This window comes from Dolichospermum sp. LEGE 00246 (assembly GCF_015207865.1).
Lineage (GTDB): Bacteria > Cyanobacteriota > Cyanobacteriia > Cyanobacteriales > Nostocaceae > Dolichospermum > Dolichospermum heterosporum.
This window is the reverse complement of record NZ_JADEWA010000037.1, coordinates 1-21,704: the sequence shown is the minus strand read 5'-3', so window position 1 is coordinate 21,704 and position 21,704 is coordinate 1. Positions and strand designations below refer to the sequence as shown.

The 21,704-nt window shown below is 36.9% G+C and carries 26 protein-coding genes, 1 pseudogene and 1 riboswitch; of the genes and pseudogenes, 21 read left to right on the top strand and 6 right to left on the bottom strand.

Features of this window, described 5'->3' with window-relative positions; all coding sequences use genetic code 11:
- Window positions 1–46: 46 nt before the first annotated feature.
- From IQ228_RS04460 to pgk, 4 genes are all read right to left on the bottom strand, one after another.
- Window positions 47–1,231 carry an AAA family ATPase gene (locus tag IQ228_RS04460; protein ID WP_035083325.1) on the bottom strand — a complete coding sequence of 395 codons (1,185 nt, stop codon included), beginning with the start codon at window positions 1,229–1,231 and terminating at the stop codon, window positions 47–49.
- Between the two features lie 145 nt (window positions 1,232–1,376).
- On the bottom strand, window positions 1,377–1,526 hold the full coding sequence (locus IQ228_RS04455; protein ID WP_160170659.1) for a hypothetical protein: 150 nt from the start codon (window positions 1,524–1,526) through the stop codon (window positions 1,377–1,379).
- On the bottom strand, window positions 1,507–1,779 hold the full coding sequence (locus IQ228_RS04450; protein ID WP_027404641.1) for a hypothetical protein: 273 nt from the start codon (window positions 1,777–1,779) through the stop codon (window positions 1,507–1,509). The genes IQ228_RS04455 and IQ228_RS04450 overlap by 20 nt, the downstream gene beginning before the upstream one ends.
- Window positions 1,780–1,871: 92 nt before the next feature.
- Window positions 1,872–3,074: a phosphoglycerate kinase gene (gene pgk, locus IQ228_RS04445; RefSeq protein ID WP_193962257.1), complete on the bottom strand. Its 1,203-nt coding sequence runs from the start codon at window positions 3,072–3,074 to the stop codon at window positions 1,872–1,874.
- A gap of 88 nt (window positions 3,075–3,162) precedes the next feature.
- On the opposite strand from pgk, the gene IQ228_RS04440 reads away from it, so the two are divergent.
- Entirely contained in the window at window positions 3,163–3,570 is a 408-nt protein-coding gene (locus tag IQ228_RS04440; protein WP_027404639.1) for a universal stress protein, read from the top strand.
- 564 nt (window positions 3,571–4,134) lie between these two features.
- Here IQ228_RS04440 and IQ228_RS04435 read toward each other — a convergent pair.
- The gene (locus tag IQ228_RS04435) at window positions 4,135–4,914 is read right to left on the bottom strand and encodes a hypothetical protein (RefSeq protein ID WP_193962256.1); all 780 of its coding nucleotides are present in this window, start codon (window positions 4,912–4,914) and stop codon (window positions 4,135–4,137) included.
- Between the two features lie 162 nt (window positions 4,915–5,076).
- A riboswitch (cobalamin riboswitch) is annotated at window positions 5,077–5,219 on the top strand.
- A 423-nt stretch (window positions 5,220–5,642) separates the two neighbouring features.
- Between IQ228_RS04435 and IQ228_RS04430 the strand changes: the two genes are divergently transcribed.
- The 7 genes from IQ228_RS04430 (at window position 5,643) to IQ228_RS04400 (ending at window position 11,616) form a co-directional block, all read left to right on the top strand.
- A complete protein-coding gene (locus IQ228_RS04430; protein ID WP_027404636.1) occupies window positions 5,643–6,050 on the top strand; it encodes a DUF1636 family protein in 408 nt (135 codons plus the stop codon).
- A gap of 174 nt (window positions 6,051–6,224) precedes the next feature.
- Window positions 6,225–7,253, top strand: a complete 1,029-nt coding sequence (locus IQ228_RS04425) for a serine hydrolase (RefSeq protein WP_193962255.1) — start codon at window positions 6,225–6,227, stop codon at window positions 7,251–7,253.
- Between the two features lie 322 nt (window positions 7,254–7,575).
- Window positions 7,576–8,139 carry a hypothetical protein gene (locus IQ228_RS04420; protein ID WP_039205256.1) on the top strand — a complete coding sequence of 188 codons (564 nt, stop codon included), beginning with the start codon at window positions 7,576–7,578 and terminating at the stop codon, window positions 8,137–8,139.
- Between the two features lie 18 nt (window positions 8,140–8,157).
- Window positions 8,158–8,871: a hypothetical protein gene (locus tag IQ228_RS04415; protein WP_053540545.1), complete on the top strand. Its 714-nt coding sequence runs from the start codon at window positions 8,158–8,160 to the stop codon at window positions 8,869–8,871.
- Window positions 8,872–8,886: 15 nt separating this feature from the next.
- A complete protein-coding gene (locus IQ228_RS04410) occupies window positions 8,887–10,362 on the top strand; it encodes a hypothetical protein (protein ID WP_193962254.1) in 1,476 nt (491 codons plus the stop codon).
- Window positions 10,363–10,942: 580 nt separating this feature from the next.
- Window positions 10,943–11,122 (top strand): hypothetical protein, encoded by a 180-nt coding sequence (locus IQ228_RS04405; RefSeq protein WP_193962253.1) that lies wholly within the window; start codon window positions 10,943–10,945, stop codon window positions 11,120–11,122.
- A 32-nt stretch (window positions 11,123–11,154) separates the two neighbouring features.
- Window positions 11,155–11,616 (top strand): DUF29 domain-containing protein, encoded by a 462-nt coding sequence (locus IQ228_RS04400; RefSeq protein ID WP_039205263.1) that lies wholly within the window; start codon window positions 11,155–11,157, stop codon window positions 11,614–11,616.
- A gap of 431 nt (window positions 11,617–12,047) precedes the next feature.
- On the opposite strand, the gene IQ228_RS04395 is transcribed toward IQ228_RS04400, so the two are convergent.
- A complete protein-coding gene (locus IQ228_RS04395) occupies window positions 12,048–12,185 on the bottom strand; it encodes a hypothetical protein (protein ID WP_193962252.1) in 138 nt (45 codons plus the stop codon).
- A 541-nt stretch (window positions 12,186–12,726) separates the two neighbouring features.
- On the opposite strand from IQ228_RS04395, the gene IQ228_RS04390 reads away from it, so the two are divergent.
- The 13 genes and pseudogenes from IQ228_RS04390 (at window position 12,727) to IQ228_RS26405 (ending at window position 21,602) form a co-directional block, all read left to right on the top strand.
- Complete coding sequence (locus IQ228_RS04390; RefSeq protein ID WP_027404631.1) at window positions 12,727–12,918, top strand: hypothetical protein; 192 nt, start codon at window positions 12,727–12,729, stop codon at window positions 12,916–12,918.
- A 144-nt stretch (window positions 12,919–13,062) separates the two neighbouring features.
- Window positions 13,063–14,295: an N-6 DNA methylase gene (locus tag IQ228_RS27070; protein ID WP_370566814.1), complete on the top strand. Its 1,233-nt coding sequence runs from the start codon at window positions 13,063–13,065 to the stop codon at window positions 14,293–14,295.
- Window positions 14,277–14,408: pseudogene (locus IQ228_RS27325) on the top strand (hypothetical protein); the annotation flags it as partial. The gene IQ228_RS27070 and the pseudogene IQ228_RS27325, both read left to right, overlap by 19 nt.
- A gap of 254 nt (window positions 14,409–14,662) precedes the next feature.
- A complete protein-coding gene (locus IQ228_RS04380) occupies window positions 14,663–15,625 on the top strand; it encodes an Rpn family recombination-promoting nuclease/putative transposase (RefSeq protein ID WP_193962251.1) in 963 nt (320 codons plus the stop codon).
- 66 nt (window positions 15,626–15,691) lie between these two features.
- Window positions 15,692–16,006: a hypothetical protein gene (locus tag IQ228_RS04375; RefSeq protein WP_193962250.1), complete on the top strand. Its 315-nt coding sequence runs from the start codon at window positions 15,692–15,694 to the stop codon at window positions 16,004–16,006.
- A gap of 70 nt (window positions 16,007–16,076) precedes the next feature.
- Window positions 16,077–16,403: a hypothetical protein gene (locus tag IQ228_RS04370; protein ID WP_193962249.1), complete on the top strand. Its 327-nt coding sequence runs from the start codon at window positions 16,077–16,079 to the stop codon at window positions 16,401–16,403.
- 86 nt (window positions 16,404–16,489) lie between these two features.
- A complete protein-coding gene (locus IQ228_RS04365; RefSeq protein WP_027404627.1) occupies window positions 16,490–16,729 on the top strand; it encodes a type II toxin-antitoxin system HicB family antitoxin in 240 nt (79 codons plus the stop codon).
- Window positions 16,729–16,950 carry a type II toxin-antitoxin system HicA family toxin gene (locus tag IQ228_RS04360; protein ID WP_193962248.1) on the top strand — a complete coding sequence of 74 codons (222 nt, stop codon included), beginning with the start codon at window positions 16,729–16,731 and terminating at the stop codon, window positions 16,948–16,950. Before IQ228_RS04365 ends, IQ228_RS04360 begins: the two co-directional genes overlap by 1 nt.
- 135 nt (window positions 16,951–17,085) lie before the next feature.
- Window positions 17,086–18,159 (top strand): DUF4365 domain-containing protein, encoded by a 1,074-nt coding sequence (locus IQ228_RS26415; RefSeq protein WP_228043691.1) that lies wholly within the window; start codon window positions 17,086–17,088, stop codon window positions 18,157–18,159.
- Window positions 18,156–18,692, top strand: a complete 537-nt coding sequence (locus IQ228_RS04345; RefSeq protein WP_193962247.1) for a hypothetical protein — start codon at window positions 18,156–18,158, stop codon at window positions 18,690–18,692. Before IQ228_RS26415 ends, IQ228_RS04345 begins: the two co-directional genes overlap by 4 nt.
- Window positions 18,693–18,743: 51 nt before the next feature.
- Window positions 18,744–19,085: a DUF6883 domain-containing protein gene (locus tag IQ228_RS04340; protein WP_193962246.1), complete on the top strand. Its 342-nt coding sequence runs from the start codon at window positions 18,744–18,746 to the stop codon at window positions 19,083–19,085.
- Complete coding sequence (locus IQ228_RS26410; protein WP_228043690.1) at window positions 19,078–19,581, top strand: DUF2283 domain-containing protein; 504 nt, start codon at window positions 19,078–19,080, stop codon at window positions 19,579–19,581. Before IQ228_RS04340 ends, IQ228_RS26410 begins: the two co-directional genes overlap by 8 nt.
- Before the next feature lie 11 nt (window positions 19,582–19,592).
- The gene (locus IQ228_RS26405) at window positions 19,593–21,602 is read left to right on the top strand and encodes a type I restriction endonuclease subunit R (protein ID WP_228043689.1); all 2,010 of its coding nucleotides are present in this window, start codon (window positions 19,593–19,595) and stop codon (window positions 21,600–21,602) included.
- Window positions 21,603–21,704 lie beyond the last annotated feature (102 nt).

Sequence of the window (21,704 nt, the reverse complement as noted above, 5' to 3'; positions counted from 1 at the left end):
GTTGAAGATTCTTCTACTAAAAACTCTATGTGCATAATTGGTACTATTAATAAGGTAATCCTCTCAAATATCCCTCAGACCAAAGATCACCTAAACCTGCATCGGATTCTATAAAATTTTTAGCATCCTCAATTTTATCAGCCCTGGTAACAGTTGCATAACCATTATCATCTCGTTGAAAAATCCATAGTTGTTTAGCATCTTTAATAGTATTAACAAAAAATGGTGAGTGGGTAGAAACAAAAACTTGTGCGCGTTGTGCATAAGCTTGTAACTCTTCACTCAAAGGATCAAGAAGCCGATGATGAAGTCCATTTTCTGGTTCTTCAATACAAAGCAATTGGGGGGGATTAGGATCATTTAATAATATCAAATATGCCAACAATTTAAGTGTTCCATCTGAAGAAAACCGTGCTAGAAATGGGTTACTAAAAGGTGCATCTTTAAATAAAAGAGCGAGTCTACCATCAATTGTCGGTTGCGATTCTACTTTTTCTAATTTAGGAATACGTTTGGCTAATAACTTCAAAATTTCTGATAAAGTTTCTCGATGTTCATCAGCAAGGTATTGAACTACATTGGAAATATTGTCTCCTTCACGAGAGAGATGTTCCATTGCACCAGCAGTTGCTAATTGACGAGCTTGATCTGGGATAAAATATGAAAGAAACCATCCTTCAATAAAACGACGTAAACTGGCAATGCGAGGGTTATCTGACAATTGCCCAATGGTTTTAATTGCTAAAGAACTTGGATCATCCATTTGATAATGAATTCTCTTGTCGTTAATTTCGGGTTCTTCGCCACTAATGACTTCACCTTCCCCATTTTCAAACTTCAGAAAATCAAAGGGATGTCCATGACTGCCTCGTTTCCATCTCAGAGCTTCTCTTGATACTATTGGCACTCCATTTTGTAAAGCAATAGCAACTGTATAAGTGATGATAGGAGATTTTTTGCCAGCTTTTCTCGCTTCACGATATTTAATGACAATTTCAATTTCCTGACCTCCACAATCACGGGAAATTACTTCTTGAAATCTTCCTCGTTTTTCTAAGGCTTTTTTCACATTAGTAGTGAGACAATCTGAGAGAAATCCTATTACATCAAAAAAGGTAGTTTTGCCACTACCATTAGGACCAAGAAAAACAGAAAAAGGTTTAATATCTTTTAGGGTAATATTTTGCAAAACCTTATAGTTTTTGACAGAAATTTCTTCAATTGTTGCCATCACATTATCACTTATCTAACTGTGGTACTGCTAAAACTAGCAGCTATATAGCAATTCTAAATGATTTTTGTTTAATTGTGTGATCGCTCATCAGAAAACTAAGAACAAAGCCGAAAAGTTCATTTCTTACGCTTTTCATTACGCTTCATCCAAAGTAAGATTTTACTTTTTTTGCAAAACCTATTGTTTTAGCAATTGCACGACTATAATCCTCATCTACTAGATTATCAATAATAGCTGTAGTTTCGATGAAACTATCCTTACATTTAGTATCATCAAAGAGAATTTCTTCCATTTTTTTTACAATATTTAATAAAATCTTTAGAAGATATAATCAAATTACCATTAACAATAATTGCAATGCCATCTATACCTAAGTCCCCACCACCACCAATATGAATATCTTCAAGTAAAAATTGTGCATTATACTCTTTAGAAACTATGCAGTAGTTAACAAAATGTTCAAAAAGTATAGATTCGTTTAAATCTTCAGAAAAAGATTGTTCTTGTTTAAAAGTCTTCAAATAACTTGATGTAATTCTATCCATGATAATAAATCTCAAATATTCACTGTACTAATTTTAAATTAACAAAAGAATGAAGGACAAAGCCCAAAAGCCTCATCCTTCACCCTTTTCAATTATGCTTCATCCAAAGCTGCAATACCAGGTAAAATCTTACCTTCTAACAACTCCAAACTAGCACCACCACCAGTAGAAATGTGGCTCATTTGGTCAGCTAAACCGACCTTTTCCACAGCCGCTACAGAGTCACCACCACCGATAATGGTAGTTGCGCCGGTTTTGCCAATTTCTGCTAGAGTATGAGCGATCGCTTCTGTACCCGCAGCAAATTTATCAAACTCAAACACACCCATAGGTCCATTCCAAATCACAGTCTTGCAATCAGCCAAAGCCGCTTGGAAAACCTTGATAGAATCAGGACCAATATCTAAACCCATACCATCAGCAGGGATATTTTCAATCTTGACAGTAGTAGCATTAGCATCAGGAGCGAACTTATCAGCGGAGACAATATCTGTAGGTAGCAACAAAGCCACACCACGCTCTTTAGCCTTAGCTTCCAAAGACTTCGCTAATTCCAGTTTATCTTCTTCCACCAAAGACTTACCAACACTCAACCCACGGGCTTTGTAGAAGGTGAAAATCATCCCACCGCCGATGATCAACTTATCGCACTTTTCCAACAAAGTTTCAATCACACCGATTTTGCTAGAAACCTTAGAACCGCCAATAATAGCCGCCAAAGGACGCTGAGGTACTTCAATCGCACTTTGTAAATATTGCAATTCCTTCTCAACCAAATAACCAGCCACAGAAGGACTCAGAAACTTAGTTACACCCTCAGTAGAAGCGTGGGCGCGGTGTGCAGTACCAAACGCATCATTTACATAAAAATCAGCATTAGCAGCCAATTTTTCCGCAAATGCGGGATCGTTTTTTTCTTCTTCCTTGTAGAAGCGGACATTTTCCAACAACAGCACTTGACCATTTGCCAATGCGCCAACCTTAGCCGCCACATCATCACCAATACAGTCATCAGTTTTGACAACTTCTTGTCCTAACAACTCAGACAGACGTTTAGCGACGGGAGTTAAACGTAATTTCTCATCTACACCCTTGGGACGACCGAAATGACTTGCTAAAATGACCTTAGCACCCTTTTTGGTCAAATCTTGGATAGTTGGCAGCGCCGCCCGAATCCGGGTATCATCAGTGATGTTGCCTTGATCATCCACAGGCACGTTAAAATCAACCCGTACCAAAGCGCGTTTTCCAGATATATCAGCCGCAGATAAACTTGCTAAACTTTTTTTAGACACAGCCAAACTCTCCTGATTACTTTTCTGTTATTGTCTTCAAAATATGACCATCAAGATTTTACCGGAGTGAGGGGTGCAGAGGTGAGATATGTTTAAAACAGTTCTATTTCCCATTGATCAAAGTCGAGAAGCCAGAGAGGCCGCTGATATAGTTGCCAATATTGTGCAAACCTATGGCAGTCGCTTAATTCTGCTTTCAGTCGTTGAAGAGCCAGATTCAGAAGCACCAGCTACCAGTCCTATGGTATCTCCAGAAGCAGTTGCCAAACTCCTAGAAAATGCCCAGGCTTTATTTTCTGGACAAGGAATCATAGCCGAATTACTAGAAAGACAAGGTAAACCAGCTTTTACTATTTGTGATGTTGCTGATGAAGTTGAAGCCAGTTTAATTATCATGGGCTGTCGAGGAATAGGCTTAACGGATGAAGGCGCAACTGATAGCGTTACCGCACGGGTAATTAACCTTTCTCCCTGTCCCGTCTTGATTGTTCCTTGATTAAGTATCACGCTTAAATCCCTACCACATCTCGTTCCTAGTCTCTGACTAGGAATGCAGTTGATGAGGCTCTGCCTCTAATAAGTAGGTTGGCGTTGAAAATTGTCGTTATAGCAAGGCAAGACGCAAGAGTAAAGAAGTTTTCAGCCATTTTACGTTTCTTTACACAGTTTGGTTTTATTGTGTTCACCTACTTATACTCAAAACGGCTAGAAGCTGGACTTTTTTATCATACAAAGAACAAGGTTCAAAGCCTCTCCTTTGCACCTCTCCCTAACCCTCTCCTAAGAGGAGAGGGAAAAGGAATAACATTTAATACTGGAGAGGTTTACCAGAGGGGTTTCATAAGTAATTGGACAAAAATATTTACAGTCATTGCGAGCGAAGGGAAGCAATCACAACCCTGGGAATTGCTTCATTTCACTGCGTTATATATGGCTAACGCCACGCTGCGATAACGCAATGACATTGTGTAATTAATTCTGTCTCACTACTTATTTGGTTAAACTATGAACCGTTTTCAGTATACCTGCCTTCACAGATAACTGTTTCAGCAAACCCTACTTAGACAAGATAACTAGTATTCGGGACAATGGGAAACATTGCATATTCATACCAAGCTGTCCAGATAAAACTCCGAATCCAGCGTTGACGTTTCTCCAAACTTAATTCATACTCAAATGCACCAGAAGATTTATCAATAGAAGATAAATGGGAGTTACAACCACAGCCATGTTGATAAGTAAAACCGTATTTAGATGCTATACTTTGCACCTTCATTTGCATTGCAAATACCTTACCTGCGTGTAGAATAGCATCCCACGAGCGCTTATGTTCTATGTCTCTTTGATCAAATCTTAAAGCCCGTTCTTCAAACACATGATCTCGATAAATTGGGGCTAAATGCACACGATAGAAACTAGCTGGTAAATCATATCCAAACTCATCAAAAAGTTCCAAACCAATGCGAGCTACCTTGACCTCATTATTGTACTCAGAACCTTTTGACTCACAATTATGCAAAACTGCCTCAAAGTTTGGATAGTTGTGAATCATAAAGTCATGACCATAGAATTCCAGAGTTTCCCATGCCAGTTGCCCAAATAACTCAGAGAATGAAGGTATTAGCCGAAATAACTGGGGGCGGTCATTAAACAAATCAACATCACCATATTGCAGTTTATATTGAAACAACTGCGCCATTTCTACATAGACTTGTGGATTACTAAATCTGACATTTGCCCTGCCCTTAGCAATATCCTGCCACACACAAGGTAATTGAGCAACAGTAACCGCATTTTCACCAACAATGACGGCAACGTTAGAGGCTTCTTGAAGCTGCATATCTAATTTCCACAAAGAGTTTAATTAACAATTTACTGTAAATAATCCCTTTTTTATCTTCTCACTCAACAGCATAAAAAAATGATACTTCATTCAGCCTCTGGGCAAAACAATAAACAGAATTATCCTCCCTTGTCTATTGACAAGACATAAAAAATATAGTATTCTCGCAACTAAACCGGTTTTAATGGGAAACAGTAATTAAACGCAAGGGGAAAAGTCTGGTGTAAATCCGGCACTGTCCCGCAGATGTAAGGAGATTTATTCTCTAAGTCAGAATGCCCGCCGAAAGCAAAAAACTCACATCCATCTGCGTGGTACAGATGATTCAGACCGTCAACCACCCGTCACTTCCCTTCGGGTAAGTGAGGAAGAGGAGTCAGGTATTGCTGTGGTCAAGTCAAGTCTCCTGGAGGTTTAGATGAATGTTTCCATAGGAATTGATCAGTTTAGACCCCCAGAGAAACCCTACAAATTGTGTACTGTTCTGAGATTATTAACCGTCAATTTAATTATTTGCAATCCTGCACTTAAGAAAGTGGGAAGCTTTTATAGGTGAGACTTATTGCTATCTTCGCTAGATATATTTTGACAATAATAGAAAAGATGACAGCAAGTGAATCTTGTCCATTTTTGTGTGCGGTTAATTATGCTTCTTTACACATTTTACAGTAGCCATATTGTAAAAACTCTTATGTCTGCGTTTCCGAATTATCATTTCTAAATCAATGCTCAATCAAAAACATAATCTATTTGTCTGTACTACTTGTGGTAGTAAGTGGCAAGATGGTAAGCGGGTTGGTGAAAGTCAAGGTGAACAACTACTAAAACAACTTCAAGAACTTGCTCAAGATAGTGAATTGCACAATCAATTCTGCATTCAGGGGGTTGAATGTATGAGCGCTTGCAGTCATTCCTGCGTGATTGCTTTTGTAGCAGAAGGAAAATCAACCTATCTCTTTGGTGATTTACCAGTAGATAGTAGTCCATCTGCGGTACTAGAATGTGCAAGTCAGTATTATACAAAATATGATGGTGTATTGCCTTGGTCAGAACGTCCAGAACCTTTAAAAAAAGGCATTTTAGCAAAGATTCCCGCACTAGTTAAGTGGGCAAAATTAAACAACAATAGTTGATAGGGAACGGGAAACAGAAGAATCAGTTGAGTCATTAATTCCATCCGATTACTTATCAAAAAAAATAACCCAAAATGACCTCTAAAAACAACACCTAAATCAATCAATCCTGATTTCATTTACTTATCTAGAAAATATCTGTAAGTCAATTCAATCCTCTCCTCATACAACTGCATGAAACCACATTCATTGATCTTATTTAGTATCACGGCTACTCTTTTATTATCTCTACCAGTTAAAGCAAATCCTGATAACAACCAGCTTGAGAACCCAAATAGCTGGAGTCAAAATAAATCAAGTGTACAATTGCCAGGAATTAAATTTATTCCTCCAGATTCTGTCAGCAATACCAGTCCAACAGATACTCATAACTTCACTGGTATATTTCCTTTGGGAAGAGAAATCTCGGAACTACAAACTCCTATTAAAACATTAATGGCTCGCTACAAGTTTCTTTCTCCTGGTATCTTTTTTATGGACTTGAATACAGGAGATTATTTAAGCATTAATGGCGATAAATCTTTTGCGGCTGCTAGTACAATTAAATATCCAATTTTGGTTGCTTTATTTCAGCAAGTAGATGCTGGAAAAATTCAACTAGATGAAACATTGGTTATGGGTAAAAAACATATTGTTGGTGGTTCGGGAAATATGCAGTATGCGCGGTTAGGAAGTAAGTTTAGTCTCTTAGAAACTGCAACTAGGATGATGACTATTAGCGATAACACCGCCACAAATATGATCATAGATCGTTTGGGTGGAATTACTCAATTAAATCAAAAATTTCGCAGTTGGGGATTGCAAAATACTGTGATGCGAAATCGCCTGGGAGATTTTCAAGGAACTAATAAAACCAGTGCTAAAGATTTGGTAAAACTATCAGCTTTAATGGAAAATAATCAGTTACTTTCCAATATAAGTCAATTACAAGTAATAGGTATTATGAATGGTTGTCATAATAGAAGTTTATTACCTTCTGGTTTAGGTTCTGGTGCTAAGATAGCGCACAAAACAGGGACACTCAGGTTTATATTAGGAGATGCGGGTATTATTGAAACGCCATCAGGTAAGCGTTATTTAGCAGGAGTTTTTGTGCAAAGACCAAATAATGATCCTAGAGGAACAGATTTTATTCGTCAAGTTTCTCAGGTAGTATATGGTTATTTTGACCAAGCAAAAGTAAGTAACCAAGTAAGATTATAGACAAGTACCACAGGGCGTAAATAAACCAATCATTTTCAATCACTAAAAAGATGATGATCATTAACTTACGCCCCAGTGTATACTAGGAGTGAATTATATTCTAAGCAAAGACAAACTGTTTAGGATCTGTCAAATTCAAACTACTAGCTTGAATCCCAGTGAGAGTCGCTAAAGTTTGATTATTGAAGACAATCGCAGTATCTCCACCAACTTGATTTAACTTGAGTGTAGATGAGGTAATGCCGGTAATGCCTAAGCTAATCTTATGTAATAATTGGGAATTGCTGTAAAATAGTAAAGTTGATATAAGTTCAGCTTACCAATGAAAGATATATCTTTTGCATTAAATGGAGAAGTTGTCAGCGCTAAACTTGGCTCGCGGGTGGAGAAAAAAGATTTATATGGTTTTTCTAAAACTGTGGCTGAATGTGATCATCAACCCCTCACTCGTGGTTATCTCCTAGCGGATGGAAGATTACTAACACGCCAACAAATATCCTATGCCCGCCTTGATCCTGAAGGTACACCAGCCACAGAGGAGATCGCTTTAATAGAAGGGGAAATGGCCATCCTACAACCCAGTTCTTTTGAGATTGAAAATCCCTTAGAACCAGTACCCTTATCTACCCTGGCAGAGTTTAATGTGGTTGACGTCTATCCGGTAGCAGAAATAAATATACCTGCGGGACTATATTCTACCCAATTTAATTACCGCAAAACCTATATTCCCAAAGAGGCTTATCTGTTAGTTAAAGCTGAACAGGCGTTTTTATTAATTGGGGAAATGAAAAAGACGGCATTTGTGGGGTTGACGATCGCCTATGATTTTTTTGATGCTGAAGTTGAGGAAGAAGAAGACGATGAACTAAATTTTTCTATGTTTTAATGATCAGGAGTATAAATTATGGATACTATTCTACACTTAGAACATCAAGGTAAAACCGCCCGCCTATCCTTGCAATCGTTGCCACGCCGCCGTCCCAAACCAGTAATTCAGCAAAAAACTCAGGTAGGGGCAATTACGCCTTATAAACTGATCAATGGCATTAATGCGATGATCGATCCGTTTCAGGCTCAACCGTCAGATTTTATCGCTCTTGACCCAGAATTAAAATTGGAGGGAGCAGGACAAATATTGGAAACAGAGATGATTTCCACCGCTTATTACAATTCTAGTAATCGCCTGGATGGACTCAAACCCGTCACTGACTTTAAATTTGTTGATATTATTTACGATCAGCAAGGACAAGAAAAAGAACGCCGCCCCCATCTGATTCGTAAATCCAATCTCAACGATCACCTTCCTATTAAAACAGGTAAACGTCTCCCTATTACCCAAGCATTTACGGACTTTGTGTTCCGGTATACCTATCAAATCGTCCATGAAGACGGCGTGACAATGGAATTTTTATTTAATATCGCCCAAGAACTTCATCAAAACCAGGAAGTAGCCGTGGTGGGGGCTGGTACTAAAGGTAATCAACCACTGGTGATTCGGGAAAAGGGTAGTCCCTATCGCGGATTTTTGTATGGTGAAATTGGTCAGGGTGAAAACGAAGGTAAGTATAAATTATTGCTACTGTTGAGCGATCGTGAACTAAAAATCGTGGACGAATAAACTAGGGAGGCATCTATGCTCGACACCTATATTGATATTTCTAAATTAGTTCCCAAAACTGGTAATTATCAGATTGCTACTGGTAGTGCAGTTAGGGACTTAACTCTGCTGGAAATCGCTAGTCAATACGAAACCCAAGTTAGTCGCAAAATGATCGCATTGACTCAAAACAAACTGGGTAAACGATTTGGCACCACCGAACTAGTATTGCAAACTACCAAAGTTGATGGTGAAGGGGTTTTTATTTATTTTGAACGCTCTAAAAATGTCTGCTTTTGCTTTAATGCTCCCTCTGGACGGGTGCGGATTAATTTCCCTGCCCTTGATGCCTTAGAAGGAGTTTTACGCCAATCCACTGTCCAAAAAGGATTGTTTAGAGCCGAACTGTATTTACAGGAACAAATCCATGACCGCCGTGCCACCATTGGGGATGTGTTAAGGATTTCCTTTAGTGAAGATGCTGGGGCGATAGATAAACTCAAACTAGCTATGTTAGATGTGATCATGCTCGATGGCAAAGACCTACGCGCCAATCAATCACAATTTGAGCAGACTTGGAATTTATTGGGAGAACTATTTGGTAGTGACCCCACGGACCCATATCATCGCCCATCAGGGGCAATTGTGCCGGAAGATCAACTTTTGCGCCTATTTGCCGAAAAGATCGCTGCTGGGGAAGAGGGCATGGTGATACGGCGATTGCAACGGGCAGAAACCTATAAAATTAAGCCCCGTCTGTCCTTAGATGCGGTGGTAATTGGCTATGTAGCCGGAGAATTTGAAGGAATGTATGGTGTGACTTCCTTGCTGGTGGCAATGAACTATCCCAAAACCGACGACAGCAAAACCTACTGGCAAACCCTAGTTCGCATTGGTTCTGGCCTCAGCGATGAGCAGAGGTTACAATTTCTGAATCTGTTTAGTGCCATCCATGTGGAAAATCCCCTGACCATGACCGACAGTGATGGCAGAACAATCCAATTTGTCAAACCTGAATATGTTGTCGAACTGAGTGGTGAAGATTTGCTAACCATTGTACCTGGAAGCAATCGCCCCAATCTCACTCAACTAATGGCATGGGATGGCAGTGATTATCAATTTTTAGGATTATACCCCTGTCCCCGTCCTACCTTTGCTACCTTCACCCAACTGCGCCTTGATAAACAAGTACAAAATGGTGGTGCTAGATTAGAGCAGATTATCAACAGTCCCCAGTTACCCCAATTACAAGCTATCGCGCCAACCGAAACCAAAATTCTGCGGCGGGAAGTTTACACCAAAGGTACAGACATGGTTCGTAAATTAGTGGTAGTAGAAAACAGTGGTGAGCAAACCATACCCTATCTAGTCTACTGGACAGATTTTTCTTCTAAGCGCAAAGAACCGTTAAAAGTATCTGTTTCCTATGCTTTATCCTCCACCCGCGCCCAAGAACTAGCCGAGCAGCTAATTACAGAAAATATAGTCAGAGGTTGGAAATCTGTTAATTAATAACCATCATGGGCTTAACGCATTGCGCTAAACCCAGATGAGCTAATTAAATTCTAAGCAAGAACAAACTGTTTAGGATCGTAGGAAATACCTTCAATCCCAATATTACCAATGGTCGTACCTAGTTTTACAGTTTGGGCGTTGCCTTTAGTAAGCGTTAGATAGATCAATCAACATTATTGAAAGCCATAAAATTTTCCTTTGCCTAAGTATTAGACATCTCCAGAAGTGTTTTTTTACAAACAATCTCAAAATATAGATAAAAATCTATATGATGTATTAGATACAACGAATCGTTTTGGTTTAGGAATGGTTTAGATAAGATTATAAGAAGATTAAACTTGGAACTAAATCAAAAAAATAGGGACAATTCATGAATTGCCCCTACTATACTTGAGAAGGTCATAACTTGCGTTTTTACGTCCATATATCCCCTTTAGGCAAAAGCTCAAATTGTGACCTTGTAAAGTATAAAAAAATTTTCCAATACATCTTCTTAAAAATTTTCATCATCTCCGTTTAGTATAAGCAAGAAAATATAATCTTAAATTAGATTGCATTAGAATATATTTTAATTAATATGTATAAGCAAAAATTTCCCAGTATTATGGCGAGGGGAGCGATCGCCGCAGGCATCGGGTTTCATATCCCTGATAAGACCGAAGGAATAGAAATAGCACTCTGTAGAAATCACCTTTCTATTGTTATAATTATTGAGAATAATACTTTGTTAGGAACTAAATTTAACTTATTATGTTAAAATAATTGTGTCTGTTATCCAAAGGATAAAGTATGACCACAACAATTTCCACACATCTACAATCAACACTATATGAAACAGATCATTATCTGTGGATAGAAAACACACTCAAACAGCTAGAAAACAGAGATATTAATAATTTAGATTGGCAGCATTTAGCAGAAGAGATTGAAGCATTGGGAATAGAACAAAGACGCAAAGTAGAAAGTTATTTGAAGCAGTTATTAATCCATCTTCTGCTTTGTTGTTATTGGGAAACTGAAAAAGAAACCTGTCAACGAGGTTGGCAAATTGAAATCTCTAACTTCCGTGACGAGTTGGAATTTTCTTTTCGCTCCAAAACACTTTACAACTATTTCCTGAGTTGTTTAGAACAGGTTTATACTAAAGCTAGAAGACAAGCAATTCAAAAGACAGGTTTACCTGGTGAGATTTTTCCAAAGCAATGTCCTTTTAGTCTTGAAGATATTCTTAATAATGAATATTTCCCCTAATTTTTTTAGAGGTTGTTTGAAAACTTTTTCGTGTGGGATCTGGCACCCGCAGATCTCCCTAAATCCCCCTTGAAAAGCGGGACTTTGAGGAATTTAGCCCCACTTACAAAGGGGGGTTGGGGGGATCTCGATTAATTCTGATACTTTTCAAACATCCTCTTAAAAAGATTGTTTGAGTTCTTTCCTTAAAAGATTTTCGTCTACTAATATAATCCTTAAGCGTAACGTTCTTGAGCAATTATTAATGGTTCTACCGCTCCACTTATGGAATAAAATATTAATTTAATTTTCGTAGGTTGGGTTGAACAAAGTGTTCGCGTAGCGTGCCGAAGGCATAACCCAACATTAGCGAGAGGATAGTAGGAGGTGTTGGGTTGGCGATCGCTTCTACAAGTTTCTCAACTAAGTTATAATTAAGCAGAAATCTACTTTTATGCGGCTTTTTCGTTAATTGTTACTTTTCTTGCATGAGGTTTGTAGTCATTTTCCCAGCTAAATTTTAATTCTGGTGGGTCAGAAGGTTTGCTATTATTAGTGGTGCTATCAAAATGAACGAGCCATTTCTTCATAGCTTTAAAAGCATCCCTATGGGAGTTGATTAATACTGTTAAATCTCTTTCATGTCCCTCAGAGATTATAATTCCATTAGCTTTGAGGATATAATCTGGTAGAAGTCCAAAAGCTTGAATATAGTCGTTTTTATTTAGTGGTTCTAGATCCTTTTTCTTTAATATTTGAATTGTTAGATTTTAGATACCTGGCTTTAGTTCGTTTGTTGTTACAGACATATTTTTTGTATCCATAAAACTAACTATTCTAACAATTTTTTAGTAAATGTTATTTCTTGAGCTATCTTTCCTTTCTAAGATGGCATTAAGTTAATCAGGGTGAATATTTACCAAAGTGACTTATAGCAGGAGTCATATTTGTTCTGGTAAATTAGTTACGATATAGAATCTGTAGATTTGTTGTATTCCCAAATACCAGCATTATTTTTATCGTAAGTGTTTAGGCGCAAATGATATCAGTAGTAAAACTTACTTTTAATGGGAGTTTCATTATCAATTGATGTTCTAACCCCCCTGTCCACTGCTATACTTACTCAATGTCATGTCCACAACAAAAATTTACACACTAATTGCCATTGAGAATGTCACCCTGCTAGTTTTTTACACCGAAGCACATTGCTGGCAGTTTCGTTTGATTAGTGCGGGTGGTACAGTGTTTGGTGAGCGTAAAATTTACTACACCCCGGAAGCAGCAGAAAAAGCAGGTAGAGAATGGATTTATCTGGGTGGGTAAACTTCGTAAACTTCCACACTAAATAAAATTATTTTTATAAATTACCCAAAATACTCTTGTTAGAAGTAACATCACTCTTTTATACTACTAATAGCAATTCGCATCAGTTTTCACAGAGTATCAATGAGGGGCTGAATAATCTAAGTGGCAACGAAACAGACTAAATCAAACGGTAGTAGCACCAAGTTAGGATTTGAAGAGAAATTATGGCAAGCTGCCGATAAGTTACGCGGTCACTTAGATGCGGCTGAGTATAAGCACGTTGTCCTAGGGTTAATTTTCCTTAAATATATCTCTGATGCTTTTAACGAACTCTACGAGAAATTAGCAGAGGATGAATACGCAGATCCTGAAGATAGGGACGAATACAAGGCAGAAAATATATTTTATGTTCCCCAACCTGCACGGTGGTTACATTTTCAGAGTAACGCTAAAAATATCAAGATTGGGGAATTAATTGATCTGGGGATGGATGCCATAGAGAAAGAAAATCCCTCTCTCAAAGGCGTATTACCGAAAGAATATGGTAAACCAGCCCTAGATAAACGGTTATTGGGAGAGTTAATAGATTTAATTGGTACTATTGGTTTAGGAGACGCAGAAAGTCGCTCTAAAGATATTTTAGGTAGAGTTTATGAGTATTTTTTAGGACAATTCGCCAGTGCAGAAAAGAAGAACGGGGGACAGTTTTACACCCCTCGTTGTGTGGTGCAATTGTTAGTAGAAATGCTTGAACCCTACAAAGGACGAGTCTATGATCCTTGTTGTGGTTCTGGGGGAATGTTTGTTCAATCTGAGAAGTTTGTAGAATCTCACGGTGGTAGAGTTGGGGATATTTCTATTTATGGCCAAGAATCTAACCCCACAACTTGGAAGCTGTGCAAAATGAACTTAGCTATCCGGGGGATTGAAGGGAATATTGGCTTACAAAATGCTGATACTTTCCGCAGTGATTTACACAAAGATTTAAGGGCAGATTATATATTAGCAAATCCTCCCTTTAATATGAGTGATTGGGGTGGGGAAGCATTACAAGAAGATGGACGTTGGCTTTATGGTACACCATCATCTGGTAATGCTAACTATGCCTGGATTCAACATATCATTAGTCATTTAGCCCCTCATGGTTATGCGGGTTTTGTATTAGCTAATGGTTCAATGAGTTCTAATCAATCTGCGGAAGGAGAGATTAGAAAGGCTTTGATTGAAGCTGATTTAGTTGATTGTATGGTGGCACTACCAGGACAATTATTTTATAACACTCAAATTCCCGCTTGTTTATGGTTTTTGACTCGTTCTAAATCTGGGGGTAAGTTCCGTAAACGTCGAGGGGAGACTTTATTTATTGATGGGCGGAAATTGGGGGTCGGGATTTAACACAGGAAGAAATAACCAGAATTGCCCAAACTTATTATAATTGGCGCGGTAGTGGTAAGGGAGAATATGTAGATGTTCCTGGGTTTTGTAAAAGTGCCAGTTTTGAAGAAATAAAAGGACATGGTTATGTATTAACTCCAGGAAGATATGTAGGGGCTGAGGAAGTAGACGATGATGATGAATCTTTTGATGAAAAGATGTTACATCTGACGGCGAAATTAGATAAACAATTTACCGAAAGTGCTAAATTAGAAGCGATGATTCGGGAGAATTTGCGGGGTTTGGGATATAATATTGAACGCGGATAAACGCAGATAAACGCAGATGAGGATGGGTCAATTTTTTAACTATATTGAATTTAATCACAATGACGGAAATTACAGCTAACTATGATGAAACCTGGAAAGAAGTAATAGGAGATTATTTTGATTCATTTCTCGCCTTCTTTTTTCCAGAAATCTATCAACAAATAGATTGGACTAAAACTCCCATTTCTCTAGATAAAGAATTAGAACAGATTACCGCATCTGGAGACAGCAAAACCCGCCACGCTGATAAATTATTTCAAGTGTGGTTATTAGATAATCAAGAGGTTTGGATATTAATTCATGTAGAAGTACAAAGTCAATATGATAAAGAATTTTCCCAAAGAATATTTATCTACAACTATCGAGCTTTTGATTTATATCAAAAACCTGTAATTAGTTTGGCTATACTAGGAGATGAAACTAAAAGTTGGCGACCTAGTTCCTATCAGTATGGTTTAGGAAATAGTCAATTAATCTTTAATTTTTCTATTGTCAAACTTTTAGACTATCAATGGGAGGAGTTAGAGCAAAGTAATAATATTTTTGCTATAGTGGTAATGGCACATTTAAAGACTAAAGCCACTAATAGCAATTTATCAGCTAGGGAACAGTGGAAATGGAACTTAGCTAGATTACTTTATGAAAGAGGTTATAACCGTAAAGAAATTGTTGATTTGTATAAGGTCATTGATTTAATGATGGCTTTATCTGAAGACTTGCAATTAAGTTTTGATCAAAAATTTGCTAACTATCAGGAGGAACGAAAAATGCCCCTTGTAACTAACATTGAAAGACGCGCTATAGAAAGAACTCGGAAAGAAACTCAGAAGGAAACTCAAAAGGCAAATATTATCAAACTTGTACAAGTGCGGTTTGGTGATATTCCTGAAAACTTAGTTACAAGCATTAATCAAATTGATGATACATCTTTTTTAGAACAAATATTTGTATCAGCAATTAATATTAGTTCCTTAGAAGAATTTGCACAACTTGTTAACTCTAATTTGTCAGAATCAGATTAATAAATGTAGGTTGGGTTAAGCGACAGCGCAACCCAACAACAGTATTGATTTGTATAAGGTCATTGAATGATGGCTTTATCTGAAGACTTGCAATTAAGTTTTGATCAAAAATTTGCTAACTATCAGGAGGAACGAAAAATGCCACTTGTAACTAACATTGAAAGATGCGCTATAGAAAGAACTCGGAAAGAAACTCAAAAGGAAAATATTATCAAATTTGTACAAGTGCGGTTTGGTGATATTCCTCAAAGTTTGCTAGAAAACATTAATCAAATTGATGATATATCTTTGCTAGAGCAACTCCTTCTATCAACAATTAGGGTTAGTTCCTTAGAAGAATTTGCACAGCTTGTTAATTCTAATTTACCAGCAGCAGATTAATAAATGTAGGTTGGGTTAAGCAACAGCGCAACCCAACAACAGTATTGATTTATATAAGGTCATTGATTTAATGATGGCTTTATCTGAAGACTTGCAATTAAGTTTTGATCAAAAATTAGCTAACTATCAGGAGGAACTAAAAATGCCACTTGTAACTAACATTGAAAGACGCGCTATAGAAAAAACTCGGAAAGAAACTCGGAAAGAAACTCAAAAGGAAAATATTATCAAATTTGTACAAGTGCGGTTTGGTGATATTCCTGAAAACTTAGTTACAAGCATTAATCAAATTGATGATATATCTTTGCTAGAGCAACTCCTTCTATCAACAATTAGGGTTAGTTCCTTAGAAGAATTTGCACAGCTTGTTAACTCTAATTTGTCAGAATCAGATTAATAAATGTAGGTTGGGTTAAGCGACAGCGCAACCCAACAACAGTATTATGTTATAATCAAATTATCCACCTTTGGGAATATCAAAAGATGCAAACTCTAATTAGATTAAATATTGAAAAATTTATTGAGGAAGGAAAGGAGTATTTTGTGGCTACCAGTGATGATTTACAGGGGTTAGTTGCTGAGGGTAAAACGGTACAAGAAGCTATAGAAATTGCGGCAGATGTGGCTAAGGTTCTATTGGATTTAGAAAAAGAAAAAAATCATTCTTTTCATTTTCAAGGTTTACCTAATCAGTTTGAATATCCGCTAATCTTGGAGGTATAATGGGAAGATTAGGCGGTTTTTCTTATCGAGAAGTTACGAGAAAATTAGGAAAATTAGGTTTTGAGTTTTATCGCCCAGCTAAAGGAGATCATGAAATTTGGTTTAATCCAGAAACAAATCAAAAAACAACTATTCCTCATCATCGGGAAATTAAAGAGGGAACACTGCGAAGTATTTTAAAACAGGCTCAAGTTGATGTTGATATTTTTCTGGATATTTAGTTATTTAAAGACTTGACTATTGAACAGCTAGAAGCGGTAAATGTGGAAGTTGAGGAGGAGTTATGAGGGAAATAATCGAATTGGTTAGTAAGTTGGGAGAATGGGAGATTAAAGTGAATTTATGGGGGGTGGGGTATGGAGGTTGACTTATCAAGAATACATACAGCACCACTTGGTACACTTCCGATAGGATGGAATTTAGTAAAACTGAAAGATATCACGATAAAAATAGGCTCAGGGGCAACACCAAGAGGCGGAGATAGAGTATATTCACTTAATCGTAAAAATTTTGCTTTTATCCGCAGTCAGAATGTTTTTAACAGATATTTTAATAGTGAAGGTCTTGTCTTTATATCTGACGAACACGCCACTGAACTTCAAAAAGTATCTGTCTTACCAGGAGACTTATTACTTAATATAACAGGGGATGGAGTTACTTTTTCGCGTGCTTGTATAGTACCAGAAGAAATTCTTCCTGCCTGTGTAAATCAACACGTTTCTATTATTAGACCTAACCCAAAAATATGTGATTCTGGATATCTTCTTTCCTATTTAACTCATCCTTTAATAAAAACTTATATTGAATCATTTAATTCTGGAGGAAGCCGTCGATCAATTACCAAAGGACATATAGAATCGTTTCTAATTTCCATTCCTCCACTTTCTGAACAAAAAGCGATCGCTCACATCCTTTCCTCTCTTGATGATAAAATCGAACTAAACCTACAAAAAGAACTATTTAGCAACACCTATTTACAAGCAGTAACCACAGTAGCAGGTTATTCACCATACAAACCATCCATAGATGATGATAGTATAGATTGGGGAATCGCCGCCAAAAGTGCCACTGGTCGGGTTAGATCACCTCGTTTAGAATTACAGTTAAAATGTACATCTAGGGATATCCAAACAGATAACTCTATTCAATATCCCCTCAAACTCAAAAACTACAATGATTTAAGAATGGATAACTTCGCCATTCCTAGAATTTTAGTGATTGTAGTCATCCCTGAAAAAATAGAAGATTGGTTAACCCAGTCAGAAGAAGAACTTTGTATTAGATATTGTGGATATTGGGTATCATTAAGAGGAATGCCAGAAACACAAAATAAAACTGCTGTCACTATTACCTTATCTAAAAGTCATCAATTTACAGTTAGTGCCTTACAGTCAATTATGCACAACATTAGTCAAGGAGTTCAACCATGAAAATTACTGTCAAAGATCAAGAAACCTTGCAAAATATAGCCCTGGAAAATCTCAGAAATTACTTACAAACTCACGGATGGCAGGAAAATCAACCCTTCTTAAATCATGCCACCATTTGGCATCAATCAGCAACCCCAGAAGATTTTGAAATCTTACTACCTAACCAAGAAAATCTCGCAGATTATCCCCAGCGTATTCAAGAAATAATCGAAATATTAGCAACTGTAGAAAATCGTCCTAGCCTAGAAATTTTAACAGAACTTTTACAGATTATTCCTAATATTAGTACCCAGGGAATTGTGATGGATATTTATACACCTAATTTTGATAAATTAAAGGGTGAAATCACTATTTTAGGAATTGTTTTTCAAAAGTTACAAAAAATTCATACCGAACTAAATAACCAAAATTACATCTTAGCTATTAAGGCTTATCAACAACGTTTACCAATTAGTTTTACAGGAGATTTAGTCAAAGAAAACAACCAGTTTATATTACAAAATCCCCACAATTTCCAAATAGATAACATTTGAATAATGGCAAACTTCCGAAATTACAGAAATGGCTTTGAAATTTAAGGTGATATGACAATGCCCCAAGATGCTATTATTCCTGATGCTAAAATTAGCAATTATCTATTAAAATATAGAGACAAGGATGATAAATCGAAATTTTTAGCACAAGCAGGATTTACTGAAGATAACCCAGAAAAACTAAAATTGGCAATTCTCCAATTAATGGAAACGGTAGATCCTATAGAAGATATTACCAATGAATATGGAACTTTTTATAGAATTGAAGGAGAACTAATAGGAGTTAATCAACTTAATTTATCCGTTGTAACGGTTTGGCTAAAACGAAAAATAGATAATCAATTCCAATTTGTTACTCTCAAGCCTAAAAAGGAGAAAAAAACCAATGCCTGAGTTATACCAAAGAGTTTTATTAAACCGCGACTTTCCCGAATATAACCTTAAAAAAGGGGACATTGCTACTTTAGTTGATACTGTTCCGCATCCAGCAGGAGGTGAGGAAGGCTATATTTTAGAAATTTTTAATGATCTTGGAGAATCAATTAACACTGTTGTTGTCCCTTGTTCGACAGTTGAATCTTTAAACTACAACCGTAAAAGAACGAGCGAAACAACTAAAAAAAAGATGGAATTAAAGCCTTTTGGAGATGAAACAGTAGATAGTTTATCGCAAAAAATAGACGCAGAATATCCACCAGAATCTATTAATTATACAAATGCCCAGTATAACCCTGATATTGATGAATTAAAAATCTCTTGGAGTCAGGTAGAAATTCAAAAAACTAATCCTGTTAGTCCTGGAATAATTCTTGATTATGACACAGAAGGTAATGTCATAGGAATTAAAATTTTAAATGCTTCCCAGATAATTGAAAACCTGCACCAATAGAAAAGTAATCTATGGAAAAATTCACCGAATCAATTATTGAACAAGCCACCCTTGACTGGCTATCAGAACTCGGCTACACCACTTTAAATGGTACAGAAATCGCCCCTGATACCCTCCAAACAGAACGCCAAGAATATAACGATGTTATACTAATTAATCGCCTCCAAAATGCCTTACAAACCATAAACCCCCATATTCCCTTTCACGCCATCCAAGACGCAATCAAAAAAATCACCCGTACCGAAACACCAATACTTTATGAAAACAATCGCCGCTTTCATCAATACTTAACAGATGGGGTAGATGTAGAATATCAACAAAATGGAGAAACCCAATACAAAAAAGTCCAACTAATTGATTTTGATAAAATAGATCATAACGATTGGTTAGTAGTTAATCAATTTCGGGTTAAAGAAACAGGTAAAACCGCCCGGATTCCTGATGTCGTTATCTTCATCAACGGCTTACCCATCGCCGTAATTGAACTCAAAAACGCCACAGATGAAAACGCTACAATTAAAGGTGCATTCAACCAACTACAAACCTATAAAAACGATATTTCCTGTTTATTTCCCTATAACGAAATACTCGTAGTTTCAGATGGTACTAAAGCCAGAGTCGGCACATTAACCGCAGATTGGGAACGGTTTATGCCTTGGCGTTCTATTGATGGTGAAAATATTATTCCTCAAGGACAAGCAGAATTAGAAACAATTATTAAAGGCATATTTAATCAAACTACTATATTAGATATACTCCAATACTTCATTGTTTTTGAAGTCAACGAAGACAACATTATCAAAAAAATGGCAGGTTATCACCAATACCACGCCGTGAATAAAGCCATTACCTCCACCATCAAAGCCACCCGCACAGATGGAGATAGAAAAGTTGGTGTAGTCTGGCATACCCAAGGTAGCGGTAAAAGTTTAACAATGGCATTTTATAGTGGGAAACTGATTCAACAACCAGAAATGGAAAATCCCACCTTAGTGATTTTAACAGATAGAAATGATTTAGATGATCAACTATTTACCACCTTTTCATCCTGCATTGATTTATTAAGACAAAATCCTGTACAAGCAGAAAATAGGAAAAATCTAAAAGAATTACTCCAAGTAGCAGCCGGGGGAATAGTATTTACAACTATCCAAAAATTCGCCCCAGAAACAGGTAACGAATATGAGGAACTTTCCCCCCGACATAATATAGTTTTAATAGCAGATGAAGCACACAGAAGCCAATATGGATTAAAAGCTAAAGTTGTAGTAGTTAAATCTGCCAAAAATGAGAAAAAAGTTTCTTATCTCAACCCTCACCAAAAACCACAACTTAAAGTAGCTGAATCAACTAATACTTATAAATTGAATAGTCAAACAAATAATTTAGAATCAACTAATTATACATCTGATAGTCAAACAGACAATGATTCACAATTAACTAATAATTATACACCTGATATTCAAACAGAAAATGATTTAGAATCAGCTTATATTAAATATGGTTACGCCAAATATTTAAGAGACGCTATACCTAACGCTTCCTTTGTCGGATTTACAGGTACACCCATTGCCCAAAACGATAAAAATACCACTGCCTTATTTGGAGATTACATTGATATTTACGACATTCAAAGGGCAGTAGAAGATGAAGCTACACTCAAAATTTATTATGAGGGACGATTAGCGAAACTAGATTTAGAACCCTCAGAACGCCCCAAAATAGATCCCAATTTTGAAGAAATTACCGAAGATGAAGAACTGACAATTAAAGAAAAACTCAAAAGTAAATGGGCAAGATTAGAGGCTTTAATTGGTGCAGAAAAAAGAATTAATCAAATTGCCAAAGATATTGTTGAACACTTTGAAAATCGCACCGCAGCACCAGAATTGAGAGACGGTAAAGCCATGATTGTGTGTATGAGTCGCCGTATCTGTGCAGACTTGTATCATGCTATCAAGCAACTGAAACCAGAATGGCACAGTGAAGATGATAAGGATCGTGGATTAAATAACCTGTAATTCTGGTTTAGCGGTGTAATTCCATTGCGGCAAGAATTCATCAAAAACAATCTTCATGTTTGATTTGAAATCAAGAGCCACTTTTCGACCTGTTTGATAGGT